The sequence below is a fragment of the Streptomyces sp. HM190 genome, from assembly GCF_009857135.1.
Classification (GTDB): domain Bacteria; phylum Actinomycetota; class Actinomycetes; order Streptomycetales; family Streptomycetaceae; genus Streptomyces; species Streptomyces heilongjiangensis.
The window spans coordinates 2395775-2419500 of sequence record NZ_CP047318.1; the positions used below are offsets into that span (position 1 = coordinate 2395775).

Sequence of the window (23726 nt, forward strand, 5' to 3'; positions counted from 1 at the left end):
CTCCCCGCTCGGCGCGGGCGTGACAAGCTGCGCCCATGAGCGAGCGGAACGACGCCCCCGGCGACCCCTGGCAGTCCGTGGAACTGCTGCACTCCTGGCTGGAGTCGAACCGTGTGCACGACGGCCGTGAGCTGTTGCTGCTGCGGCTGCTGAAGCTCCAGGAGGAGGTCGGCGAGGTCGCCGAGGCGGTGATCGGCGTCACCGGCTCCAACCCGCGCAAGGGCACCACGCACAGCTGGGACGACGTACGTTCCGAACTGTGCGATGTGATCATCACGGCGATGGTGGCGCTGCGCACCCTCGCCCCGGACGCCCGCGCGGTCTTCGCCGCCCACCTCGCCCGGGTCGCGGAACGCTCCCTGGACGCCCGGCGCGGCTGACGACGCGCCGCATCACCGTGGTCACCGGGCCGACGACGCGCCGCATCGCCGTGGCCGTGAGCTGACGACGCTCCATCCTCCTGGCGGCCGTGAGGGACTTCGTCAGGCGTCGCGCGACGCCCCGCGCGCCGGGTGAGAGGGGCGCGCGGGCTGCACGGTCATACCGGGGGGTGATCCGGCGGCCGGTTCGTACTGCGTGACGAGTAGGCGGGATTGTCGGCAGCCGCACGACGACCCGGAGGGCCTCGCCACGGGAGTCTGTGCGGGTATCCCAGACATCTGACGTGGAGACCTGCGCCCCATGGCAACCTTCCTCTATCGGCTGGGCCGGCTGGCCTTCCGTAAACGCTGGTACGTCACCCTCGTGTGGGTGGCGGTCCTCGGTGCCGTCGGTATCGGCGCCGTCAAGGCCCCGGGAGCCTCCGCGGAGGAGTTCTCCATGCCGGGCATCGAGTCCCAGAAGGCGTTCGACCTGATGGAGGAGCGCTTCCCCGGTCTGACCGCCGACGGCGCCACCGCCCGGGTCGTGTTCGTCGCGCCGGGCGGTCAGAAGGTCACCGCCGCCGCGAACAGGAAGGCGATCGAGGAGACCGTCGCCGACCTGGCCGACGGCTCGCAGGTCGCGAACGCCGTCGACCCGTTCCAGGCACGCGCCGTCAGCCAGGACGGCTCCACGGCGTACGCGACCGTCACCTACGAGGTCGGCGCCGACGAACTCGCCGACGCGAGCAGGACCCACCTGGAGAACGCCCTCCACCAGGCCCAGGACGCCGGGCTGACCGTCGAGGCGGGCGGCGACGCCGTCGCGCAGCGGGGCGGCGCGGGCGGCGCGGCCGAGGTCATCGGTGTCGCCATCGCCGCCGTCGTCCTGCTGATCACCTTCGGGTCGCTCGCCGCGGCCGGGCTGCCGCTGCTGACCGCGCTGGTCGGCGTCGGGATCAGCATGGCCGCCATCGTCGCCCTGTCCGACGCGCTCGGCCTGTCCACCACCACGGGCACCCTCGCGATGATGCTGGGCCTCGCGGTCGGCATCGACTACGCCCTGTTCGTCGTCTCCCGCTACCGCGAGGAACGCGCCGGGGGCCGTACGCCCGAGGAGGCGACCGCGCTGGCCACCGGCACCGCGGGATCGGCGGTCGTGTTCGCCGGGCTCACCGTCGTCATCGCGCTGGCCGGACTGTCCGTGGTCGGCATCCCGATGCTGACGAAGATGGGCCTGGCAGCCGCCGGAGCGGTCGTCGTCGCCGTACTGATCGCGCTGACCCTGGTCCCGGCCGTCCTCGGGTTCTGGCCGAACGCGGTGCTCGCCCGCAAGGCCCGCAGGAGCGGCCGGCTGGAGAGGAGCGGCGACAACGGCGGCACCCGCTGGTCCCGGTTCGTGCTGCGCCGTCCCGTGCCCGTCCTGCTCCTCGGTGTCATAGGTCTCGGCGCGCTCGCCGTACCGATGACCGACCTCCAGCTGGGCATGCCCGGCGACGAGGCCAAGCCGGTCTCCACCACCGAGCGCCGCGCCTACGACGCGCTCGCCGAGGGCTTCGGGCCCGGCTTCAACGGGCCGCTGACGATCGTCGTGGACGCCCGGGGCGCCGACGACGCCAAGGCCGCCGCCGAGACGGTCGCGAAGGACATCGGCGCCACCGAGGGCATCGTGTCCGTCTCCCCCGCGCGCTTCAACGAGGCCGGCGACACCGCCGTCTTCTCCGCCGTGCCCGCCACCGCGCCGACCGACGAGAAGACCAAGGACCTGGTGACGGTCATCCGGGACGAGCGGCCCGGCATCGAGGCGGAGACGGGCGCGACCTACGAGGTCACCGGCACCACCGCGCTGAACATCGACATCTCCGACAAGGTCCAGTCGGCGCTGGTCCCCTATCTGCTGGTGGTGGTCGGTCTCGCCGTCCTGCTGCTGCTCGTCGTCTTCCGCTCGCTGCTCGTGCCGCTCAAGGCCGCCCTCGGCTTCCTGCTGTCGGTGCTCGCCTCCCTCGGCGTGGTCGTCCTGGTCTTCCAGCAGGGCCACGGCGCGGAGCTGCTGGGCGTGGAGCAGACCGGCCCGATCATGAGCCTGATGCCGATCTTCCTGGTGGGCATCGTCTTCGGTCTCGCCATGGACTACGAGGTGTTCCTCGTCTCCCGGATGCGGGAGGCGTACGTCCACGGCGACCGGCCCGACGAGGCGATCACCAGCGGGTTCCGGCACAGCGCCCGGGTGGTCGCGGCGGCCGCCCTGATCATGATCGCGGTGTTCGCCGGGTTCATCGGCGAGAGCGACTCCATGATCAAGATGATCGGCTTCGGCCTGGCCTCGGCGGTCCTGTTCGACGCGTTCGTCGTCCGGATGGCGATCGTGCCGGCCGTGCTCGCGCTGCTCGGCGACCGGGCCTGGTGGCTGCCGAAGTGGCTGGACCGCGTGCTGCCCCGCGTGGACGTGGAGGGCGAGGCGCTCAGCCGCCACCCCGAGGCGGAGCCCGGCCCCGCGGAGCCCGCCGAACCCGCGGCGGCCCGGGTCTGACCTCGCCGCACCACCCCCCACCGGGGGCCGTCCGTGGCGAAAACCACGGACGGCCCCCGGGGCGTGCGCCCCCGATGTCGACCACGATGGTCCCGAGTCCCACCGACCGGAGTCACGATGAGTTTCAGCCTGGACCGGCGCTACGCCGACCGCCTGGAGGAGTTCACGGACCGCAGCCGCTTCCTCATCGACCTGGTACTGGCGGCGGCGCTGATGGGCTGCGCGACCCTCGGCAGCGCGCTCACCCTGCCGGGCGCCGACCCGCCGGACCGGGACAACATCGGCGTCGCGCTCATGGGTGCCTCCTGCCTGGCCCTGCTCAAGCACCGCACGCACCCGCGCACCGCCCTCGTCATCACCGCGCTGTGCACGGTCGTCGCGGTCTCGCGGGGCTATCTGGTCACCCCCCTGCTGCTGGCACCGGTCATGGGCGCCCTGTACTGGCTGGCCACCCAGACCGACCGCAGGACCACCCGCCTCTACGGCCTCACCACCATCGCGGCGACGACGCTCGCGGCGGTGTTCGCCGACTCCATGGACCACCTCTCCCTGCTGATCAGGACGATCGGCCCCGTCTTCTGGCTGCTGCTGCCCCTCGTCACGGGCAAGGCGACCCAGGTGCGGCGGGCCTATCTGAAGTCGGTGCAGGCCCGCGCCGAGCACGCCGAGCGCACCCGGGAGGAGGAGGCCCGCCTGCGGGTGGCGGAGGAGCGGATGCGCATCGCCCGCGACCTGCACGACGTGGTGGCCCACCATCTGGCGCTCGCCAACGCCCAGGCGGGCACGGCCGCGCATCTCACCCGCACCGATCCCGCACAGGCCCACCGGATCCTCACCGACCTGACGGCCACCACGTCGTCGGCGCTGCGCGAGCTGAAGGCCACCGTCGGTGTGCTGCGCCAGCCCGACGACCCGGAGGCGCCCCTCGCCCCCACCCCCGGCCTGCACCAGCTCCCCGACCTGGTCGCCGCGTGCGCGTCCGCCGGTCTCACGGTCACCGTGACCACCGAGGGGCCCCCGGGCGCGCTCGACCCGGGGGTGGACCTGACCGCGTACCGGATCGTGCAGGAGGCCCTCACCAACGTCAGCAAGCACGCCGGGGTGGACACGGCGCGCATCCGCCTCGCCTACGCGGACTCCCATCTGACGATCACGGTCACCGACGACGGCAACGGCAGCGGGAGCGGGAGCGGGATGGCTCCGCCCGGCCGTGCGGTCGGCTCCTGCCGCGGCTTCGGTCTCATCGGGATGCGCGAGCGCGCCCAGTCGGTCGGCGGCGTCCTGAGCGCCGGTCACCGCCCCGAAGGCGGCTTCGAGGTCACCACCGATCTACCGCTGCGCCCCCGCCCCCGCACCCCCCAGCCCGAAGGCGAACCGACCCCATGACCATTCGCGTGCTGCTCGCCGACGACCAGGCCCTGCTGCGGGCCACCTTCCGCATCCTCATCGACTCCTGCCCGGACCTGGAGGTCGTCGGCGAGGCCACCGACGGCCGGGAGGCGGTCGACCTGGTCCGCGTCCACCGCCCCGACGTGGTCCTCATGGACATCCGGATGCCCGGCACCGACGGGCTCACCGCCACCGCCGTGATCTGCGCCGACGAGGAGCTGTCCGACACCCGCGTACTGATCCTCACGACCTTCGAGATCGACGAGTACGTGGCCCAGGCGCTGCGGGCCGGCGCGAGCGGCTTCCTCGGCAAGGACGTCACCGCCGACGCCCTCCTCGACGGCATCCGTACGGTCGCCGCCGGGGACTCCCTGCTCTCCCCCACCGCCACCCGCACCCTGATCACCCGCTTCCTCACGGCGCCCGCCCCCGGCACCCGGCTGGCCGCGCCCGAGGAGCTCGCCACGCTCACCTCCCGGGAACGCGAGGTGATGTCCCTGGCGGCGGAGGGCCTGTCCAACGACGAGATCGCCGAGAAGCTCCACGTCAGCCCGCTGACCGTGCGCACGCACGTCCACCGCGCGATGACGAAACTGGGCGCCCGCGACCGGGCCCAGCTGGTGGTGATGGCGTACCAGTCGGGTCTGGTGCAGGTCGTGCCGCCGGAATGACCGGTGCACCGTGCCCCGTCGGGGCACGGTGCACCGGCACTTCTCGGCTCCTTCGCGGCGCCTACTCCTTGTAGAAGGTGGCGTCCTGCCGGTCGATGGTCGTGCTGACCGGCTGGGTGTAGAGCAGGTTGTTGTAGTGCCGGATGTAGCGGCCGGGGAAGTTGTACGACTCGTACGACACCCCGGCCGCGCTGTCGGCGAGACCCGCCCGCTGGTGGAAGGAGGCGTCGGCGTCGAACAGGGCCGTCCCGTCGTCCTTCTCCACCCACAGCTCGTTGTTCTTGTGGCGGAGGTAGTAGCCGGGGAAGTTCGCCGACTCCAGGGAGACCGTGCCGCTGCCCGTCAGGCCGGTGACGATCCGGAACTGCGAGTCGGCGAGGTTGGTGACGTCGCCCTCCAGCTTCGCGCGGTACTCCCAGTGCCGGATGAACTTGTCCGGGTAGTTGTACGAGGACAGGCGGACCGGGGTCGCGCCGTCGGCGACGGGGATGCCGAAGTTGGGGGTGCCGTCGGCGTTCCAGTACAGCTTCTGGTAGCGGGTGCGGCGGTTGGGGTCGTTGAGCGGGTCGCCGCTGATGTCCTTGTAGTCGCGGTCGTGGTAGACGAGGATGTCCGACTTGCCGTCCTCGGAGACCGTGAAGGTGTTGTGGCCGGGCCCGTACTGGCCGGTCCTGTCGTTGCTCCTGAAGACCGGCGTGGACGTCTTCGCCCAGGACGCCGGGTTCATCAGGTCGGCGGTGGCGTCGGCGGTGAGCAGGCCGAGGCAGTAGTTGGCGTCGGTGGCGCTGGCCGAGTAGGCCATGAAGACCTTGCCGTTCTTCTGCAGGACGGCCGGGCCCTCGTTGACGCGGTGGCCGACGGTCTCCCAGGAGTACTCGGGCTTGGAGATCATCACCGGGCTGCCGCTGATGGTCCAGGGGTTGGACATCCTCGCCAGGTACAGGTTGGTGCCGCTGCCGACCGCCGGGTCGTTCTGCGCCCAGCTGAGGTAGCGGGTGCCGTTGTGGGTGAAGGTGGTGGCGTCCAGCGAGAAGGTGTCCAGGGGCAGGCTGATGCGGCCCTTCTCGGTCCAGGTGCCGGTGAGAGGGTTGGCGGAACCGGACTCCAGGACGTACGGGCGGATCTTCCAGATGTCGTTGGAGGCGCCGGCCGCGAAGTACACGTACCACTTGCCGTCGATGAAGTGGATCTCCGGTGCCCAGATGTGGGCGCCCATGTCACCGCTGGCGTGCTTGGTCCAGATGGTCGTCTCCGGGGCCGTGGCGAGGCCCTGGAGGGTGGTGGCCCGGCGCATCACGATCTTGTCGTAGGCGGGGACGGTGGCCGTGAAGTAGTAGTAGCCGTCGGTGTGCTTGTAGATGTGCGGGTCGGCGCGCTGGAGCGCGACCGGGTTGGTGAACGTCACGGCGGGCGACGCGGGCGCGGCGGCCTGGGCGGGGGTGGTCACGCCGGTGAGCACGGCGAGCGCCGCCGCGGCGGCCACCACGGCCCGTCTGACGAGTCGTCTCATGTTGTGCGGCCCTTCGGGGTTCGGGAGTGCGGGAGTGCGGGGTGGAGCGGCGGACGGCCTCGGCGTCGGCGAGGCCGGAGCAGTCCGCCGGTCAGGCGGTCCGGTGATCGGGCGGGTCAGGCGGTCGTGGGGACGAGCCGCCACTGCTGGCAGTTGTTGTTCAGCCAGGACCACTGGCGTACGTCGGTGCCGTCGGCGGTGCCGCAGTCGGCGACGTCCAGGACCTTGCCGGTGGCGGCGTTGACGATCCGGACGTGGTCGCCGCCGAGGTGGACCATGCGGAACTTCTGGCAGTTGTTGTCCAGCCAGGACCACTGGCGGATGTCGGTGCCGTCGGCGGTGGCGCAGTCGGCGACGTCGGCGACCTTGCCGGTGGCGACGTTCACGAGTCGGCTGGTGTCGTCGGCGCGGTCCTCGACGCGCCACTTCTGGTTGGCGCCGCCGTTGCAGGTCCACTGGACGATGTCGGTGCCGTCGGCGGTGTTGCCGCCTTTGACGTCGAGGCACTTGCCGCTGTTGCGGTTGACGAGGGTGTACGCGGTCGGGGTCGTCGCCGTCTCGCCGGAGGGGCCGGCGAGGGTGGTGCCGAGGGCGACCGGGGTGCCGAAGTTCGGGGTGCCGTCCGCGTTCCAGGTGAACTTCTGCGCGCGGGTCGTGCGGCCGTTGTCGCAGCCGTCGGTCGCCGCGTCGTTGGCGTGGTAGACGATCCAGTTCTCGGTGCCGTCGGGCGAGGTGAAGAACCCGTTGTGGCCCGGCGCGTAGACCCCGCCCGCGTCACTGCGCTGGAAGACGGGGGTCTGCTTCTTGGTCCAGGAGGAGGCGAGCAGCGGGTCGGAGCCGGTCAGCTCCAGCTGCCCGAGCTTGTAGTCGGGTCCCCAGCAGGCGCTGGCGGAGTAGACGAGGAAGGTGCGCCCGTTGCGGTACAGCGGCTCGGGCCCCTCGTTGACCTCACCACTCTGCGTCTCCCAGCTCAGGGTCGGGCTGGAGATCACGGTGAAGGTGGAACCGGCCAGGGTGTACGGGTTGCTGAGCGGCGCGATGACGAGGCTCTGCTTGCTGCCGCCCGCCGAGCCGCTGCCGAGCAGGTACAGCTTGTTGCGGTGCTTGAGCACACTGGCGTCGATCAGCCAGCCGCCCGGGTCGAGGTTGGACCCGGCGAGCTGGTTCTTGAAGGAGTACGGCCCCATCGGGTCGGACCCGGCGCTCTCCAGCACGTAGGTGCGCTGGTCGTCGCAGCAGACGGAGCCGCGCGGCCCGGCGGAGTAGTAGAGGTACCACTTGCCGTCGAAGAAGTGGATCTCCGGGGCCCACATGTTCCAGTTGCGGGTGGAGGTGCTGTCCGACCACACCTGGACGCTCGGCGCGGTACTCAGCCCGGCCAGGGTGGGCGACTTCCGCATGGTCAGCTCGCCGGTGAACGAGGTGGTCACCAGGTAGTAGTTGCCGTTGTGGTACTCCAGCCAGGGATCGGCGCCCTTCTGCGACTTGACCGGGTTGGTGAACGGCCTGCCGTCCGCCGCGGCGGCTGAGCGGGCGGGCTGGACGGCGAGGAGCGACGCGAGGAGGGCCACCAGAGCGGCCCCCCAGGTCACCCAGTGGCGTACCTGGCGTACGCGTGTGCGGACCACGGCAAGTCCCTTCCGGGAGCGGCTCAGCGGGGGGGTGTTCGATACTACGAACGCTGTGCGTAACTTCGGCCAGAAGGTAAGCGTGAGGCAGGAGGGACGTCAATGGATCGGACGGTTTTTCGTGCCGGACGTACGGCCGTTGACGGGGTCCCGCCGGAATACACCACCCGGGGCGGCGAGTTGGCGACCTCATGGCGATACAGCACACAGGACGCTACGGCATCTGGAGCGCGGGCCTGCGGTCGGAGGACCCGGCCCGGCGCGACGAACTGGTCGAAGCAGCGGCGGAGTTGGAGGAGCTGGGCTTCGACACGGTATGGCTCGGCGGCAGCACGACCGTTCGCCACGCCGTCCCGCTGATCGAGGCGACGTCCCGGCTCACCGTGGCCACCGGCATCCAGAGCATCTGGCGGTACGAGGCCGCCGACACCGCCGCGGAGTACGCCGCCCTGGAGGCCGCCCACCCCGGCCGCTTCCTGCTCGGCCTCGGCGTCAGCCACGCCCAGCTCACCGACCGGTACCGGCGTCCGTACGCGGCGATGGTCGCCTACCTCGACGCCCTGGACGCGGCCGGCGTCCCGGCGGAGCGCCGCGTCCTCGCCGCCCTCGGCCCGAGGATGCTCCGCCTCTCCCGCGACCGGGCGGCGGGCGCGCACCCGTACCTGGTGACGCCGGAGCACACGGCGGAGGCACGCGAGACGCTGGGGGCCGGACCGCTCCTGGCCCCGGAGCTGAAGGTGGTCCTGGAAGCCGACCCGACCCGCGCCCGCGCCACCGCCCGCGCCCACCTCTCCTTCTACCTAGGCCTGCCCAACTACACGAACACCTTCCTCCGCCTCGGTTTCACCGACTCCGACCTGTCGGACGGCGGCAGCGACCGACTGATCGACGCGGTGTACGCGTGGGGCGACGAGGACCGCGTCCGGGCACGGGTGGACGAGTTCCACGCGGCGGGGGCGGACCAGGTGGCGTTGCAGGTGCTCGACGAGGGGACGACGGGGGACGCACTGCCGAGGGAGAGTTGGCGGCGGCTCGCGGCGCTGCTGGACTGATCACTGCCGAAGCGGCCCTCGCCCGCGCCTTCGGTACGAGACGGGCCCCCGACGCGATTCAGCCGGTGCGCTGGAAGCGCACGGGCTCTTCGAGCACCGCGCGGGCGCTGTCGAAGTCGGCCAGGCGGGCCGCGACCGTGGCGACGGCGAGACGTTCCGGGAGGGCGGTGGAGAACTTCAGGCCGCGTACGGCCCTCTGATCGACGTCGGGAAGGACGAGAGTGTCCCCGACGTTCTCCCGGGCCGCGCGCCAGTCGGCGGGGGTGATGTCCTCGCGCAACCGCAGCCAGCTGTCCGTGGGCCGTTGCAGCGGATCGGTGACCGCCTGCAGCGTGGCCGCGAGCGTCGCGTTGGCGCGATAGCCGGCCCAGGTCCACCAGCGCACGTCCTTGCCCACGCGGGTCACCAGCGTGCCACCAGGGTGCACGGTGTCGGGTGCGTCGAGTTCACGCTGCTCGGCCAGGCAGGTCTGCGCACGTCGGGTCAGGGTGACGGGCGGATCCGCGCCCAGCAGCACCTCGCGCATGGCACGCGTCAGGGCGTAGGACAGTCCGGCCACGCCGCCGTTCATCCACTTGGCGACGCCGCCGCCGTCGGCAGGTTCGACGAAGACGCGTTTGCGGAGCCAGTCGACGTACGTGACCTGCCAACTGCGTCCCCCGAGCAGGAGCCGCCGCGGTCCGGGCCGCTCCTCGGTGAGGACGCTCGGATCGGTACGGCCGATCTCCGTGCGCCCCGACAGGACGGTGAACTGCGGCGGCGCGGTGAAGGAGGCGGTGAGTTCGATGAAGTGCCGCTTGCCGAAACGGCGTTCAGCCTCAGGTCCCACGAACAGCAGGCCGTCGTCACTGTCGAGGAAGCCCTCCTCGGTGAGGAAACGCAGGATCGGGGCGGCGGATCCGTCGAAGGGGGCCAGGCCGTTCCACTGGCGATCCCACAACTGGTCGCCCAGCTTGTGCTGTTGCAAGGTGACTGCGAGGAGTTGCTGGGCCACCAGGTGGCGGGGATCGGGCGGCGGGACGACCGGTTCCACCCACCCCCGCGACCACAGCAACAGCAGGCCCGCCGCCTGCAGCAGCGTGTCCTTGCGGGTGGCGAGGAACAGGCAGTTGCGCACGGTGTCGGGTCGCCTGCCCGTGCGGCCGATGCGCTGCAGGAACGACGCGACGGAGGCCGGAGAGTCGATCTGGATGACGCGGTCCAGGTCACCCACGTCGATGCCCAGTTCCAGGGTCGAGGTGGAGACGATGACGCAGTCGCGTGCCTCGGCGAAGGCCTGCTCGGAGCGGGCGCGTTCACCGACGGAGAGCGAGGCGTGCGACAGGAAGACGGTGACCTCGCGGGCCCGGAGCGCGGCGCCCAGTTCCTCGACCTGTCGGCGCGAGTCGCAGAAGACGAGCCGCTTCTCTCCCCGGTGCAGGGCCGCGATCAGTTTGGCGGCGTTCTCCAGGGAGCCCACGTAGTCGAGTTCCACCTCGCCGGCGGGCCTGGGGAGTCGTTCGGCCGCGGCCTGGTCGGGCGTCCCGGCTCCGCCGGTTCGCACAGGCAGCTGCACCCCCGGGGCGACGATCCGCCCCGTGCGGCTTCCGGCGCCGGCGCCCTGCAACCAGCGCAGCAGTTGATCCGGGTTCCCGACGGTTGCGGAGAGCCCGACGCGCTGGATGGGTCGTCCGGTGACCCTCTCCAACCGTTCGAGCACGGCGAGCAGGTGCCATCCCCGGTCGTCACCGGCGAAGGCGTGCACCTCGTCGACGACCACGGCCCGCACGCCCCCGAGCAGCCGCGCATGGTCGGTCTTGACGCCGATCAGCATCGCTTCGAGTGACTCGGGCGTGGTGAGCAGGATGTCCGGTGCCTCGGTACGGATGCGTTGCCGCTGCGACTCCTTGGTGTCGCCGTGCCAGAGCGCCGCGCGTCTCCCGAGCCACTGGGCGTAGGAGTCGACCCGGCCGACCAGGTTGTTGAGGAGAGCCTTGAGCGGGCAGAGGTACAGGACGGACGTGCCCGTCCACTTCTGTTCGGTCATCGCCGACAGCAGCGGAAAACAGGCCGCCTCGGTCTTGCCGCCCGCCGTCGGCGCCAGCAGCACGGCGTCCTGCCCGTCCATGAGCGGTGTGATCGCCGCGCGCTGGAGAGGGCGCAGATCGGGCCAGCCGAGGGTGTTGACGATGTGGTGCAGGACGACGGGATCGAGCCGGTCGAGCACGTCCGCTCCGTCCCCGCCCGGGCCCGCACCGGCCGGGCTCCTCGCGTCCACCGCCATCACAGCTCCAGGTCGATGTCGTCGGCCGCCACGGAACCGCTGGAGCCGTCGGAGACCGTGGCGGCCAGATTTCGCTCCACGTCCGTGAGTTCGCTGCTCGCGACCGTCAGCCGGTAGTGCCGCCGGGGATCGAAGTCGTCGAACTGGTCCACGCGGTCGAGCACATCCCCGACCAGCTTCTTCAGGAACAGGCGGGGAGCCACCCCGACCTTCCCGCCCAGCGCCCCGCCGACGGCCCGCGCGAGGTCCGCGACGTAGGTGTCGTCGACGACCGTACGCACACGCTCGGGCGACGCCGCTGCCTCCGCGTACAGGTCCCGGATGGTGGCGCCGAGGCCGATGAGGGACTCCTGGTCGAAGCCGGGGAGCCTGACCTGTACGGCGCGGGGGTTGTCGAAGCGCGGGTCGGTGGTGAAGTCGGTGGCGAGCCTCTGGGCGAGTGGTGCCAGACGCTGCACGCCCTGCTGCCCGTCGTAGAAGGCGGGTGTGCCGGTGATGACGAGGTACAGGCCGGGGAAGCGGCCGGAGTGCACCTCGTCGATGAGCTGCCGCAGCGAGTTGAGCGCCTTGTCCCGGGCATCCGACCGGACCCGCTGGAGCGTCTCCACCTCGTCGAGCACGACGAAGAGCCCGGTGTGCCCGGAGTCGCGCAGCACGGTGAGGAGTCCCTGCAGGAATCCGAGGGCACCGAAGTGGTCGAGGTCGCCGCGCACCCCGGCGGACCTGCGTGCGGCGGCCGCCACATGCGGCTGGCCGCCGAGCCACGCCAGGACGGCCGAGGCGGTCGCCTCGTCCCCGTCCACGAGGGCGGCCCGGTAGCCGCGCAGCGCGGTGGCGAAGGACGGGGCGTGCCGGGACACCGCGGCGAGCCGCGCCATGAGCAGCCTCTCCACCTCGCCCGGCAGTTCCTCATCGGTCGCGCCGGCCGCGAGGGCGTCCTCCTCCAGGGCGTAGAACCAGGCGTCGACCACGGGCCGCAGGGCGCTGGGCGGGAAGCTGGACGTGGTGAGCCTCTCGGTGAGCCGCCGGTAGACCGTCTCCAGCTTGTGCAGCGGTGTCTCGTTCTCCGAGATCTGGATCTCGGCCACGGCGAAGTTGCGGCGCTTGGCCCGCTCACCCAGCCAGCGGGTGAAGAACGTCTTGCCGGACCCGTACTCACCCCGTACGGCCTTGAACACGGACCCCCCGGACGCCACGGCGTCCAGCTCGGCGTCCAGGGCCGTCTCGAACCGGTCGAGGCCGGTCGCGAGCAGGTCGAGCCCGCTCTCGGGCACGGCTCCACGGCGCAGGGCGTCAAGGACGGTACGGCGGCGGGCTGCGCTGACCGGGGCGGGGCGCTTGGATCCGGTGGTGCTCACGGGGACCAGTGTTCCATCTCCCCGTGCGACGCGGCCTCGAGGAAGTCTCCTGACGTCCGGTTCGTGACCTGGAGAACCCCCTTTCTCCCCCCTCACGGCCACGGTGCCGAACTCCGTCCGGGCGATGCTCGCGCCTGTCTCGTTGTTCTGTGAACCAGTTGACTGTCACCGGAAAGCGCTGATGGAATCACTCTCCGTACAGGCATCAGGGTGGGAAGTGGAGTCACATGGCGGCCCTCGACAACGTGAAGCTAAAGGACGTTCTGGCGGATGTCGCCTCGGGCTCCTTACAGTTGCCCGACTTCCAGCGGAACTGGAAGTGGGACGACGACCGGATCCGGGCGATCATCGCGACGGTCACCCTCGACTACCCGCTGGGCGTCGTGATGACGCTGCAGACCGGCGGCGCCACCCGGTTCCGGTCCCGGACCCTCACTGGTGCACGACCGGACGGGGACCCGGCGGCCGATCTCCTGCTGCTGGACGGACAGCAGCGCCTCACCTCCCTCTTCCAGGCCCTGTGGCTCGATGCCCCGGTGGAGACGGCGGACTCCCGGGGCAAGCCCATCCAGCGGTGGTACTACGTCGACATCGCGAAGGCCGTCGGACCGTCCGCGGACCGCGACGAGGCCGTCGTGTCCGTACCGGCCGACAAGGTGCTCCGGACGGACTTCAACCGCACCGTGGTGCTGGATCTGAGCAGCACCGAGGCCGAGTGCGCGGCCGGTCTCTTCCCGCTCCACTTCGTCTTCGACGCCCAGCGCGTGAACGAGTGGAAGAAGGCGTACATCAAGGCCGACGAGGACCGGAACTGGGACCTGTGGGGCCAGTTCGACGAAGCGGTCCTCCAGCAGGTCCGCGCCTTCCAGGTCCCGATGATCCGGCTGGGCGCCGCCACCTCCATGGACGCGGTCTGCGCGGTGTTCGAGCGGGTCAACACGGGCGGTGTGCCCCTGAACGTATTCGAACTGCTCACCGCGACGTACGCCGGGGACCGCGATTACGTGGACCGGACCGGGGACTACTACCAGCTCCCCGAGGTGTGGCGGGAGATCAAGCAGGCGCTGGCGGGCAAGTACCCGGTCTTCGGCCGCATCGAGAGCGGACTGGAGAACGGGCTGAGCAGCATCGACTTCCTGCAGGCCATCGCACTGGTGCGCACCTGGGAGCGCAAGCAGGCGGGCCTCGGGGCCACGGTGTCCTGCAAGCGCCGCGACCTGCTGGACCTCCCCCTGGCCGACTTCGTCCGCCTGGCGCCCAAGCTCGCCGACGCCTTCGCCTGGGTGGGCGACTTCCTGGAACAGCAGTGCATCGTCCGCCCGGCCGACCTGCCGTACAAGACGCAGCTCGTCCCGCTCGCGGCCGTCCGCGCCATCCTCGACACGGCGATGGACGGTCTGGGGGCGGAGGAGAAGATCGAGCAGTGGTACTGGTGCGGGGTGCTCGGTGAGATGTACGGCGGCTCCACGGAGACGCGCTTCACCAAGGACGTCGAGCAGCTCGTCCCCTGGATCGCGCAGGATGAGAGGGCACCCGAGACGGTCACGGAGGCATTCTTCTTCGCCGACCGCCTCGACACCCTCACCACCCGCAACAGCGCCGCCTACAAGGGGATCTACGCCCTGCTGATCAAGCAGGGGGCGGTGGACTGGCACCACACGGACGCCCCGCTCAGCCCCGGCAGGCTGGACGAGTACGGCGTGGACGTGCGGCAGATCTTCCCCAAGACGTGGTTCCGGCGGGGCAACAGCCAGGGTCTGCCCACGAGTTCGATCGTGAACAAGACCCCCCTGTCGTACCGCGCGGCCATGGACATGACGGGGGCGCCGTCGTCGTACGTGTCCACGATGATCGCCGCGTCCGACACGCGTCCCGAGTGGTTCGACGACGTCCTGACCACCCACCTGATCGATCCGGACGCCTTGCGCGAGAACGACTACGAGCGCTTCTACCGCGACCGCTCCAAGCAGTTGCAGGACCTGGTGCACTCCGCCATGGGCAAGAGGACGATGCTCCGCGACCTGCCGGAGGACGACGCCCGATGACGACCAGGCATCAGGAGCCGGACCTCGCCTCGCTCAAGGGCAGGACCGTGTCCGTGCAGGAGATCCTCGACCTGTTCCAGGTCAGGGTCCGCGACCACCGGACGGTGCACCGGATCTCGCAGGCCCTGACGGACGCCGGGCTGACCACGCTGCCGGACTTCGCCGTCTGCGCTCTGCGCACCACGGTCGACGTCGTGCCGCTGGCGGCCGTGCCCGCGCAGCGCACGCCGGCCGACTCGGACGAGACCGACGCCACGGACGAGGCCCTGCCCTCGCACGCCCTGCCCCAGCGGCTGCTGCTCGGCGACATCCCGTCCGCGCGGCGGGGCGTGGTCTCCGTGGGCCCCGGCACGCCCCTGTCGCAGACGACCTTTCTGATGCGCACCAAGGGCATCTCCCAGATCCCGGTGACCACCGGCATGGCGCAGGTCCACGGCGTCGTCACCTGGGGATCCGTGGCGAAGATGTACGAGGCGGGCAAGGAGGCCACCCTCGACAACGCGATGGAGAAGGACTCACTGCCCGTCGCCGACGCCCGGCAGGAGTTCTTCGCCGCCCTCCCCGTCATCCGTGAGCACGGCTACCTGCTCGTCCGCGGCGACGACGGCTGCCTCTCGGGCATCGTCACCGCCGCGGACGTCACGGATCGCTTCGAGGGGGCGGCCCGCCCGTTCTTCATCGTGGGCGACATCGAGTCCCTGTTGCGCCGCTGCCTGGGCGCGGCTCTGGACACGGAGACCATCAAGGCGGTCCAGACGAACAAGAGGCCGGAGCATCGCACCGGCCAGGTGTCGGACCTGATGTTCGGCGACTACCTGAGACTCCTGGACGGCGACCAGACAAGGCAGTCCTTCGCCGAGCAGGCCGACCGCAACTGGGAGGCCCTGAAGTGGCCCAACATGCCGCGGGAGCAGTTCATCGGCCTGCTGAAGCGGGTGAAGGACATCCGGAACCGGATCGCCCACTTCGACGAGAAGCCGCTTCCGCCGGAAATGATCGACGAGCTGACGACCTTCGCCAAGGTGCTCCGGGCGTTCGCGTCATGAGGTAGCGAGCAACACGGACGGACCACTCGGGGTGCCTCAGGCCCAAGGGCTGAGGCACCCCGAGCATGTCCTCAGCCGCCTCCGAGGGCGAACTGCTCGCGCAGCAGTGCCTCGTGGAGCCGCAGGGTACGGCCGTCCGGCAGAGTCTCCAGAACCTGCACGCCGTCGTAGTTGAGGAGTTGCCGCAGGACGGCCGCGAAGCCGTCGCCCCGGGTGACGGGCATGCCGGCGCGCTGGGCGAGCGCGGTGACGGGCAGGGTGCCGCCCGCGTCGAGCAGGGCGGCGAGCGCCTTGTGGACCTGCTCCTGGGGCGGCTTGCGGGCCAGACCTCCGAGCTGCCCCTGGTACGTCTCCGAGTCGAGCAGCGCCGCCACGAGCGCCTCCGTCCGGGAGACGAGGGTCGGGGTGAGAAGGGAGTCGTCTCCCCCGGTGGTCAGCTCCACCTCGAAGAGCGCCTCGTGTGTGCGCGCGAGTTCCGCCTGCTTCTTCTGGGACTTCCCCGTCGGCTTCTTCGGCACAGCGGGAGTCGCCCCGACGCGCAGCTGAGTGGTGGCGTCACCCGGCAGCGGTGCCCTCCCCACCTCCTCCGGAGCCCACCACAGGGGCCGCTGGTCGCCCAACTCCCGCCACTCCTTGGGCGGTTCCGCCCCGAACGGCAGGAAGGCGAGCACGGGGACGGTGACCTCCGCGAGCGAGGCCCCGCCGTGGTAGCCGGCCTTGAGGGCGGTGTAGCGGGAGTCGGCGTCCCACAGCGCCACGATGGACGCGCCGGGCGCGGGCCACACCACGCGCGATCCGGTAAGGGTGATCTCCCGGTCGGTGAGGGGACCGTCGGCGGGCAGGCGGTGCCGGGCGGACGCGGGCTCGACGGCGGCGTCGACCTTCCTGCCGTGCCGGTCGACGACGTGACCGTGGTCGCTGGTGAGGATGACGGCCATGCCCTGGGCCGCCGCAACCCGCAGCAGGTCCCGCAGGCCGGGCACGTCGCCGACCCGCCAGGCCCCGTCACCGAGTTTCTGTTCCTTGGCGAGGCGGTCGTCGATGGCGTTGAGGACCACGGCGACATGCGTCCGGCCGTCGGCGAGCGCCTCCGTGAGCGCCGGGCCGAAGGTGTCGCCGGCGGACTCGCCGCGCAGGTCGTCCTTGTGGAACACGCCGGCCGGGGCGCCGCCCCACAGCCTCAGCGTGGGGAAGAGCCGTTTCTCGTCGGTCTGGGTGCCCTTCATCAGCGTGCCCGCGAACAGTGAGGTACGGGACACCGCCGTCACGGTGGGCAGGGCGGCGGCCATGGCCCGACGCTGCGGAGCGCCCTCGGGCAGCGGGTCGAACTCGGCCCAGGAGTCGCGCAGTTCCTCGGCGAGTTCGTTCGCTATGGCCGCGCTCATGCCGTCGAGCACGAGCAGCAGTACCCGCCGCTCCTCCCCGCGCCGGACGACCGGTCCGACCACCCGGTCGAGGAAGGTCTCGACGGTGAGCATGCTGCCGGGCCGGGTGCCGGCCTGCGTCCAGGCGGCCAGGGAGCGCGCGAAGGACGCGTCGATGTGCCGTCGTCTGTCCCGGACGTCTGTGGCGAGGGTGTCGTAGGCGGCCTTGAGGACGGGGTCTGGGTCGCCGCCGGCCTCGATGTGCTCCAGTGCGAGGTCGACCCAGCCGGTCTCGGCGACGTGCCGCTGTAGGGCGTCGGCCACCGTGGGACTCTCGGCAGGTGTGTCGGTCAGCAGCCAGCGGGCGAGGCGCTGTCCCATGCGGGCGCGTTCGACGCGGGCGGACTCCTCCGGCTCGGCGGCGAGCCGGTGGTCCGCCAGGCGCAGGACTGCGTCCGCCACCGTGCCCCTGTCACCGTCTGCGAGCGCCCGTCCGACGGCCGTGAACCGGGCCTCGAGTCCGCCGCGCAGGACGGGGCTCGCCCCGACGGCCAGCTCCGCCCCGAACTGGCGCGCCAGCACGGCCGCGCGGTCGAGTACGGTGCCGGACGTCCGGCGTGCCTCGCGGGCCTGGTCCCCGTCGCGGCCAGCGCTACGGTGCCCGGCTGCCAGCAACGTGGTGACGTACTCCTCGGCGGCCCGGCCGAAGACACTCACCAGGGCGTCGAGCTGTTCGCCGACCGCCGGGGGCTGGTCGCCGAAGTAGCGTTCGGCGCGGCCCCGGGCCTGGTACGTCTCGGGGGCGGGCTCGGCGTGCTGCCACAGCGCCGCGCAGACGAGTCCGAAGGCTGCGGCGTCCGCGCCCCGCTCGGCGTCCACGAGGGCGAGCAGGGCGCGTCCGGCGAGGCCGGCCTGGTCCTCCTCGCCGAGGAAGGCGGTCAGCCCGGCGCGCTCCGGGCCGCGCAGCCCGAGGAGTCGCTCGGGAGCACCGGGGCGGGTCGACCAGTGCAGCAGGGTCTGGGCGTCGAGCCGGTCGTCACCTGGGCGCCGCGTGCCGCCCTCGGTGTCGTAGCGGCCGAGGCGCAGGCGGCGCTGGGTGAGCGCGGTGAGAGCGTACTGGCGGGACAGCCAGCCGCCGGGTACGGGAGGCCAGCCGCCGGGCGGCGTGGCGTCGAGCAGGGCTTCGGCGGCCCAGTTGACGTCCTTGAGCCGCGGGTCGATCTGCCGGGCGCCGAACGCCTCCCGGACGACGTCCCAGCTGTCGACGGTGTCGATGCGCAGTTTGTGGACGCGCGCCAGGATCGCCGGGTCGAGCTCGTGCTGCTCCCGGTCGGTGAGCACGACCAGCAGGGCGGGGCCGGGCCTGCGGCCCGCGAGGTGGTCGAGGACGAGTTCGTGGACGGCGAGCGGCGAGGGCGCCACCGCGACACCGGCCGTCCGTCCCTCCGCCCAGGCGGGTTCCGCGGGACCGTCCCACTGGGGCGCGGACCGCAGCAGCACGACCCGGCGCCTGCCCCCGCCCTCTCGTGTCAGGGAGGCTGCGAGGGAGGACTGCGAGGACAGGTACTGGGTGACGGTCGCGGTGTTCAGCCGGACGGCGCCCGGGGCGACGGTGGCGGTGTCCGTCATTCGACGACCTTCCAGGTGATCTCGATGGTCGCGTCGGGATGGCGGGCGACCAGTTCGGACAGCTCCGCCTGAAGGTCGGCGGCGGCCCGGGCCACGGTCGTACGACGGCCGCCGGACCTGCGGGCGGTACCGCTGCCGGACGAGGCCGGTGCGGGCGTCTCCGGCGCGGTGAAGGGGATCCGCGGATCGTTCGAAGGCGTGCCCAGGTCCAGGTCGTCGGCCCTGGCCTGCGGCGCGACGGGCGCGGGAGGCGGGGTGGCGGCGGCCTGACTGCGCTTCACGAGGGCGACGACCTCGCGCTGGGTACGGGCCAGGGCGTCACGCAGGTCGGCGGTGCGCTGGTCGTCGCGGGCGACGTTGCGCAGCGAGTCGAGCAGGGCCGCGCCCTCGGGACCGAGTCCGGCGGCGAGTTCGAGGGTGCTCCAGGGCGCGGAGGCGACGGCCTCGGCGACGCTGCGGGCCTGCTTGATGGAGGTGCCGTACCGGTCGGCGCTTGTCTCGCCGAGGTCGAAGGAGGCGAGGGCCTCCACGGTCTTCTTCGCCCCGGCCGCGCCCTTGCCGGCCTCCGCCGTGAGGGCGTCGAGCAGTTGCAGGGAGCGCCGGGCGAGCGGGAGCCGTCCGGTGTCCGCGGTCTGGTCGAGGCCGAGGAAGGCGGCGTGGGCCTCCAGTTGGTGCACCAGGTCGGCCGTGTGGTCCCGGTGGGCGCGGGCTGCCTCGATGATCTGGCGGGCGAACTGGTTGACCATCCGGCCGCGCCGCAGGGCGGGAGCCTTCTGCCCGAAGATCGTCTCGAAGCGCTGCCGTGCCGTGTCCCAGTCGGACTCGGCGGGCAGTGGCTGGCTGCGCAGCGCGTCATGGTCCTTGATCGCGGACAGCTCGGGCGCGGGGTCGAGGACGGTGCCGACCCGCACCCACACCCGGTCGTCCATCTCGGCGAAGGCCGCGACGACGAGCCGGGCGAGGAAGTCGGGCAGGCCGCGCGGGTCGGGCTTGTCGGTCCAGTCGGTGAGCGTGATCAGGGACAGGTCCCCGGTGACGCCGTGGGAGCTGGCGAGCTGGCGGAAGTGGTCGGCCCAGTAGCGGGACAGCTCGAAGTACGCCTCCTTCTGCTGCCCGAGCCGCAGGGGCCCGGCGATCCGCTGCATGAGCCTGCGGTCGGCGGCCGGGACCTCCACCCGCCCGTCGCGTGCCTCGGCGGCGGCGCGGACGTGGGCGAACACCTTCTTGGTGTCGGCCGGCTTCACGGCGATGCCGGTGGCGTCGGGATCGAGGTCGGGATGGGCCGGGTACTGGTGCGCGAGCAGCCTGCCGGCGACGTGCCGGATGCCGTCGTGCAGGCTCTGCCCGAAGGACAGGGTGAGACCGTCGACGTCGGGCAGCGCGACGAGGTGGTCGTCGAAGTCGGGGACGACGTCGGCGGCCTGCTTCTGCGCGAGTCCGTACGCCTGCTTGAAGGCGCCCTTGACCTGCTTGAGCAGGGCCTCGCGCTGGGTCTCCAGGAGGCCCTTGGCGCGGCTGCGGTTGTCGGCGTTGAGGTGGCCGGCGTACTGGGTGTCGAAGCGGTGCTCGTCGGCGAGGGCCTTGTCGATGACGACGAGGCGCCGGAAGTCGGCGAAACGCTGCGCGGACAGATGGGCCGGCAGCCAGGCGACCACACGGGACCGCTCGCCCTGCTGGCGTTCGCGCAGCCGCCGGATGCGGTTGACGTCCTCGACCGGGCCCCATTCGCCCTCGTCGAAGGGGAGGTCTATGGCGATGCGCCAGCGGCCCTCCTCCTGCGGCATCAGGTCGTGGTCGGGCAGCTCGTCCTCGTCGGCGACGTTCCCGAAGACGATCTCGGCGGTGCGGGCGGTGCCGCGCCAGGTGAAGCTGAGCTGGTCGCTCAACTGACCGTGTTCGACACCCAGTTCTTCGGAGAGCAGGCGGCGGGCGAGCGCGACCCGGTTGCCGGGGTTGTCGTTGACCTGGGCGTTGGCGATGACGGAGTCGACGTCGACGCCGGACAGCTCCAGCCGTACGCCGGGGTTGGCGTCGGTGCCGGTCTCCTTGATCTCGGGGAACCTGGCCGCCCACTCGGCGACCTTGTTCTTGATGATGCCGACCTCGGCGCCCGGGATGGGCGCGAGCACCGACCCATGGTTGAGCGCGCCGAGCCGCCGGATGGTCAGCTCGGACAGCGCGGGCACGCTGGGCGCGAGCGCCGACAGCAGCAGCGTGCACACGAGCCGGTTGTCGCCGACGAACATGCGGCAGCCGTTCAGCCGCTTCGGGTCGGTGAGGGACTCGGGCCGGTTGCGGTACTGCTCGACGTCGTCCTCGGTGATGTCGTACGAGCTGAGCAGGTAGGGCCGCAGCTTGGTCTTGTAGAGCTTGTCGGCGGCCTCGAAGACGACCTTCAGGCTGTCGGTGAACGGCTTGTCGCCGCCCTCCGCGATCACCGGGTAGAGGTCGCCGACGGGGACGAGCTGTCCGAGGCGGAGCTCGTCGCGGTGGTCGGCGAGCAGCTGCCCCATCAGCTTCAGACCGGTGCGGGAGCGCTGCAGCGCGGAAGAGATGTGGACGAGGGTGTCCATGAACGCGGGCGAGAACGGGTACGTCAGCCGGAACGACTCCGCGTCCGCGCCGGTGGTGCCCTTCTCGGAGCCGAGGAGGGTGTCCCAGACCTGCGGGCCGACCCGCTTGGTCTGCTCGAAGGCCGCGTCGACCTGCCGGGCCGCCTCGTCGTTCTTGGGCCTGAGGAGGCGGGCGTGGGCGATCTGCGGGAGGTTGCGGTCCTCCAGGGTGATCTTGTCGAACCGGCCGGAGGCCAGGTTCAGGGTGTCCTGGATGGACGACTCGGCCGCGCCGGACACCTCCTCGCCGACCAGCTCGCGCAGGTCGCGCTGGCGGGCGATGAACGACACGACGGGGATGGCGCGGCGGGCGTCGCCGCCCTCCACGAAGTTCGTGATCTTGCTGGCCTCGCGGGCGACGAACCTCTGGTCGTGGATGAGGGTGGCGAGCCAGAGGATCAGTTCGTCCATGAACAGGATGAGCCCGTCGTAGCCGAGCGACTTGGCGTGCTCGGCGATGACGGACAGACCGGCGTCCAGGGAGATGAAGCCGTGTTCGTCCTCGGCGGCGTTCCTGGTGAAGCCGGGGAGGAGGGTCGTGCCGGCGTCGTTGACCAGCTTGGCCCGCAGCTCGGCCGGGGTGGAGGGGTTGGTGAGGTTGAGCGCGGTGCCCGCCTCGTGGTTCTCCTCGGCGGCGAGCGCGGTGTCCAGGAGCTGCGAGGTCCAGGCGAAGCCCTCGCCCCACTCGTCCTCGTCATCGTCGTCCACGCCGGTGCCGAGCCCCCGGATGACGGCCTCGTCGCCCATGTTGGCGCGCATGGCGCGGATGTCCGCGAAGAGGGAGTCGGTCCGGTACACCTGCGGGGTCGGGGCGTCCGGGTGCAGTTTCTTGACGTGGGTGACGTACCCGCCGAGCACCCGCTGTTCGAGGGCCTTCGCGCCGAGCATGTGGTACGGCACGAGCAGGAACCTCTTGCCGTCCGTGGTCAGCCACTCGTGCTTGGTCAGCACCGGGTCGAACTCGGTACGGGCACGGGCGGCCGGGTCGCCGCTGAGCAGCGCGTACAGCACGGCCATGAAATGCGACTTACCGGAACCGAACGAGCCGTGCAGGTACGCCGCCTTGGAGCGGTGCCCGTCCAGCGCGGACTTGATGAGGGCCAGCGCCTCGTCGAAGTTCTCCAGCAGCCGCTCGGTGACGACGTAGTCCGTGAGCGCGTGCCGGGCGCCCTCGGGTGTCGTCGCCTCGGCGAGGGACAGCACGAAGTCCGAGGTGGAGATGGACTCCTTGATGTCGATGACATCGCGGAGGAGGGGCGGCTGCTGTGCCATTACCGGTCACGCTCTCCATCTGGTGGCCTCCGCCACCGCTTGTACTCGATCGTGTGGGATGTCTGTCGCTGGCTGGCTGCCCGATCAGGCTCTCGGTATGGTCGACGGTATGGCAACAAAGAAGTACACCGTGACGCTTCCCGAGGAGCTCGCCGAGGCCATCCGTGCCGAGGTCGGCCCCGGCGGGTTCAGCCGCTATGTGACGCAGGCCATAGAGCGCCGACGGGAGCAGGAGCGGCTGCACGAGGCCGTGCAGTGGTGGGAGTCCGAGTACGGGAAGATCACCGAGGCGGAACTGGCCGAGGTCGAGGCCGAGCATCGCGACCTGGAGCGGCAGCACGCCGAGCGGACCCGCGCCCGCGAGGTACGTGAGCAGCCGCACAAGCACAAGCGAGATGCCGCATGACCGGAAACCGGGTCTACGTACTCGACAGCGAAGGACTTTCGCGGTGGGTGCGCGGGGAGCGTCGCATGGGCGCCTACCTCAGGCACGCCGACGATGGCGGCATCCCGGTCGTCACGACCTCCATGACGCTCATCGAGGCTTACGACCCCACCCGCTCCCACCCCAAGTGGCACTGGGCTCTCTCCAAGATCCGTGTCGAGCCGGTCACGGAGGAAATCGGCAAGGAAGCCACCGGCCTCCTCAAGGAGACGGGTCTGCACGGCCACAAGTACGCCATCGACGCGGCCCTCGCCGCCGTCGCCCTGCGGCAGCCCGGCCCGGTCACCGTGTTCACGTCGGACGAGGACGACATGCGCAAGCTGTGCGCCGACCGCGTCGTCGTCGTCAAGCTCTGAGCCGAGCACGGCCGCTCCCCCACCGCCGACCATCACCCTCACTCGCCGAAGCCCTCCGTCCCCTCGCCGAGGTGGACACTCGCCGTCACCACGCCCTCCACCGTACCCCCATGCCCCATATGCCCTACACGCCTTTCACTGACCGACGGCCACGGGCGGAGGGGGTACTCCACGCCGGTCGACCTGTTCGAACCCCC

15 protein-coding genes are annotated in these 23726 nt (G+C 71.3%); 9 read left to right on the forward strand and 6 right to left on the reverse strand.

Going from position 1 to position 23726, the window contains the following annotated elements:
- Positions 1-35: 35 nt before the first annotated feature.
- The 4 genes from GSY65_RS10050 to GSY65_RS10065 all read left to right on the forward strand — a co-directional run bounded on the left by GSY65_RS10050 (position 36) and on the right by GSY65_RS10065 (position 4949).
- Complete coding sequence (locus GSY65_RS10050) at positions 36-380, forward strand: MazG-like family protein (RefSeq protein WP_159767002.1); 345 nt, start codon at positions 36-38, stop codon at positions 378-380.
- A gap of 301 nt (positions 381-681) precedes the next feature.
- Positions 682-2889, forward strand: a complete 2208-nt coding sequence (locus GSY65_RS10055; RefSeq protein ID WP_159767003.1) for an MMPL family transporter — start codon at positions 682-684, stop codon at positions 2887-2889.
- Between the two features lie 117 nt (positions 2890-3006).
- Entirely contained in the window at positions 3007-4275 is a 1269-nt protein-coding gene (locus GSY65_RS10060) for a sensor histidine kinase (protein ID WP_159767004.1), read from the forward strand.
- Complete coding sequence (locus GSY65_RS10065) at positions 4272-4949, forward strand: response regulator transcription factor (RefSeq protein ID WP_159767005.1); 678 nt, start codon at positions 4272-4274, stop codon at positions 4947-4949. Before GSY65_RS10060 ends, GSY65_RS10065 begins: the two co-directional genes overlap by 4 nt.
- 61 nt (positions 4950-5010) lie before the next feature.
- Here the strand turns inward: GSY65_RS10065 and GSY65_RS10070 are convergent, their stop codons facing one another.
- Together GSY65_RS10070 and GSY65_RS10075 are read right to left on the reverse strand one after the other, a co-directional pair.
- On the reverse strand, positions 5011-6459 hold the full coding sequence (locus tag GSY65_RS10070) for a family 43 glycosylhydrolase (protein WP_201452502.1): 1449 nt from the start codon (positions 6457-6459) through the stop codon (positions 5011-5013).
- 116 nt (positions 6460-6575) lie between these two features.
- Entirely contained in the window at positions 6576-8087 is a 1512-nt protein-coding gene (locus GSY65_RS10075) for a family 43 glycosylhydrolase (protein WP_236579724.1), read from the reverse strand.
- Between the two features lie 191 nt (positions 8088-8278).
- On the opposite strand from GSY65_RS10075, the gene GSY65_RS10080 reads away from it, so the two are divergent.
- Positions 8279-9139, forward strand: coding sequence for an LLM class F420-dependent oxidoreductase (locus tag GSY65_RS10080; RefSeq protein ID WP_159767006.1), 861 nt, complete (start codon positions 8279-8281; stop codon positions 9137-9139).
- 58 nt (positions 9140-9197) lie between these two features.
- On the opposite strand, the gene GSY65_RS10085 is transcribed toward GSY65_RS10080, so the two are convergent.
- Positions 9198-11402, reverse strand: a complete 2205-nt coding sequence (locus GSY65_RS10085) for a DEAD/DEAH box helicase (protein WP_159767007.1) — start codon at positions 11400-11402, stop codon at positions 9198-9200.
- Positions 11402-12760 carry a BREX system ATP-binding protein BrxD gene (brxD, locus tag GSY65_RS10090; RefSeq protein WP_159767008.1) on the reverse strand — a complete coding sequence of 453 codons (1359 nt, stop codon included), beginning with the start codon at positions 12758-12760 and terminating at the stop codon, positions 11402-11404. Before brxD ends, GSY65_RS10085 begins: the two co-directional genes overlap by 1 nt.
- Before the next feature lie 227 nt (positions 12761-12987).
- Between brxD and GSY65_RS10095 the strand changes: the two genes are divergently transcribed.
- Both GSY65_RS10095 and GSY65_RS10100 read left to right on the forward strand, forming a co-directional pair.
- On the forward strand, positions 12988-14805 hold the full coding sequence (locus tag GSY65_RS10095) for a DUF262 domain-containing protein (protein ID WP_159767009.1): 1818 nt from the start codon (positions 12988-12990) through the stop codon (positions 14803-14805).
- Positions 14802-15851, forward strand: a complete 1050-nt coding sequence (locus GSY65_RS10100) for a CBS domain-containing protein (protein ID WP_159767010.1) — start codon at positions 14802-14804, stop codon at positions 15849-15851. The genes GSY65_RS10095 and GSY65_RS10100 overlap by 4 nt, the downstream gene beginning before the upstream one ends.
- Positions 15852-15922: 71 nt before the next feature.
- Here the strand turns inward: GSY65_RS10100 and pglZ are convergent, their stop codons facing one another.
- Both pglZ and pglY read right to left on the reverse strand, forming a co-directional pair.
- Positions 15923-18844: a BREX-2 system phosphatase PglZ gene (pglZ, locus tag GSY65_RS10105; RefSeq protein ID WP_159767011.1), complete on the reverse strand. Its 2922-nt coding sequence runs from the start codon at positions 18842-18844 to the stop codon at positions 15923-15925.
- Complete coding sequence (gene pglY, locus GSY65_RS10110) at positions 18841-22728, reverse strand: BREX-2 system ATPase PglY (RefSeq protein ID WP_159767012.1); 3888 nt, start codon at positions 22726-22728, stop codon at positions 18841-18843. The genes pglZ and pglY overlap by 4 nt, the downstream gene beginning before the upstream one ends.
- 109 nt (positions 22729-22837) lie before the next feature.
- On the opposite strand from pglY, the gene GSY65_RS10115 reads away from it, so the two are divergent.
- A complete protein-coding gene (locus tag GSY65_RS10115; protein ID WP_159767013.1) occupies positions 22838-23134 on the forward strand; it encodes a hypothetical protein in 297 nt (98 codons plus the stop codon).
- Entirely contained in the window at positions 23131-23529 is a 399-nt protein-coding gene (locus GSY65_RS10120) for a hypothetical protein (protein WP_159767014.1), read from the forward strand. The genes GSY65_RS10115 and GSY65_RS10120 overlap by 4 nt, the downstream gene beginning before the upstream one ends.
- The last annotated feature ends 197 nt before the right edge of the window (positions 23530-23726 follow it).

Bases quoted from the DNA above. Each gene is read 5' to 3' on its own strand.
- GSY65_RS10120 (WP_159767014.1), top strand. From the start codon at position 23,131: ATGACCGGAAACCGGGTCTACGTACTCGACAGCGAAGGACTTTCGCGG.
- pglY (WP_159767012.1), bottom strand. From the start codon at position 22,728: ATGGCACAGCAGCCGCCCCTCCTCCGCGATGTCATCGACATCAAGGAG.
- GSY65_RS10115 (WP_159767013.1), top strand. From the start codon at position 22,838: ATGGCAACAAAGAAGTACACCGTGACGCTTCCCGAGGAGCTCGCCGAG.
- GSY65_RS10060 (WP_159767004.1), top strand. From the start codon at position 3,007: ATGAGTTTCAGCCTGGACCGGCGCTACGCCGACCGCCTGGAGGAGTTC.
- GSY65_RS10085 (WP_159767007.1), bottom strand. From the start codon at position 11,402: ATGGCGGTGGACGCGAGGAGCCCGGCCGGTGCGGGCCCGGGCGGGGAC.
- GSY65_RS10055 (WP_159767003.1), top strand. From the start codon at position 682: ATGGCAACCTTCCTCTATCGGCTGGGCCGGCTGGCCTTCCGTAAACGC.
- GSY65_RS10050 (WP_159767002.1), top strand. From the start codon at position 36: ATGAGCGAGCGGAACGACGCCCCCGGCGACCCCTGGCAGTCCGTGGAA.
- GSY65_RS10080 (WP_159767006.1), top strand. From the start codon at position 8,279: ATGGCGATACAGCACACAGGACGCTACGGCATCTGGAGCGCGGGCCTG.
- pglZ (WP_159767011.1), bottom strand. From the start codon at position 18,844: ATGACGGACACCGCCACCGTCGCCCCGGGCGCCGTCCGGCTGAACACC.
- GSY65_RS10095 (WP_159767009.1), top strand. From the start codon at position 12,988: ATGGCGGCCCTCGACAACGTGAAGCTAAAGGACGTTCTGGCGGATGTC.
- GSY65_RS10065 (WP_159767005.1), top strand. From the start codon at position 4,272: ATGACCATTCGCGTGCTGCTCGCCGACGACCAGGCCCTGCTGCGGGCC.
- GSY65_RS10070 (WP_201452502.1), bottom strand. From the start codon at position 6,459: ATGAGACGACTCGTCAGACGGGCCGTGGTGGCCGCCGCGGCGGCGCTC.
- GSY65_RS10100 (WP_159767010.1), top strand. From the start codon at position 14,802: ATGACGACCAGGCATCAGGAGCCGGACCTCGCCTCGCTCAAGGGCAGG.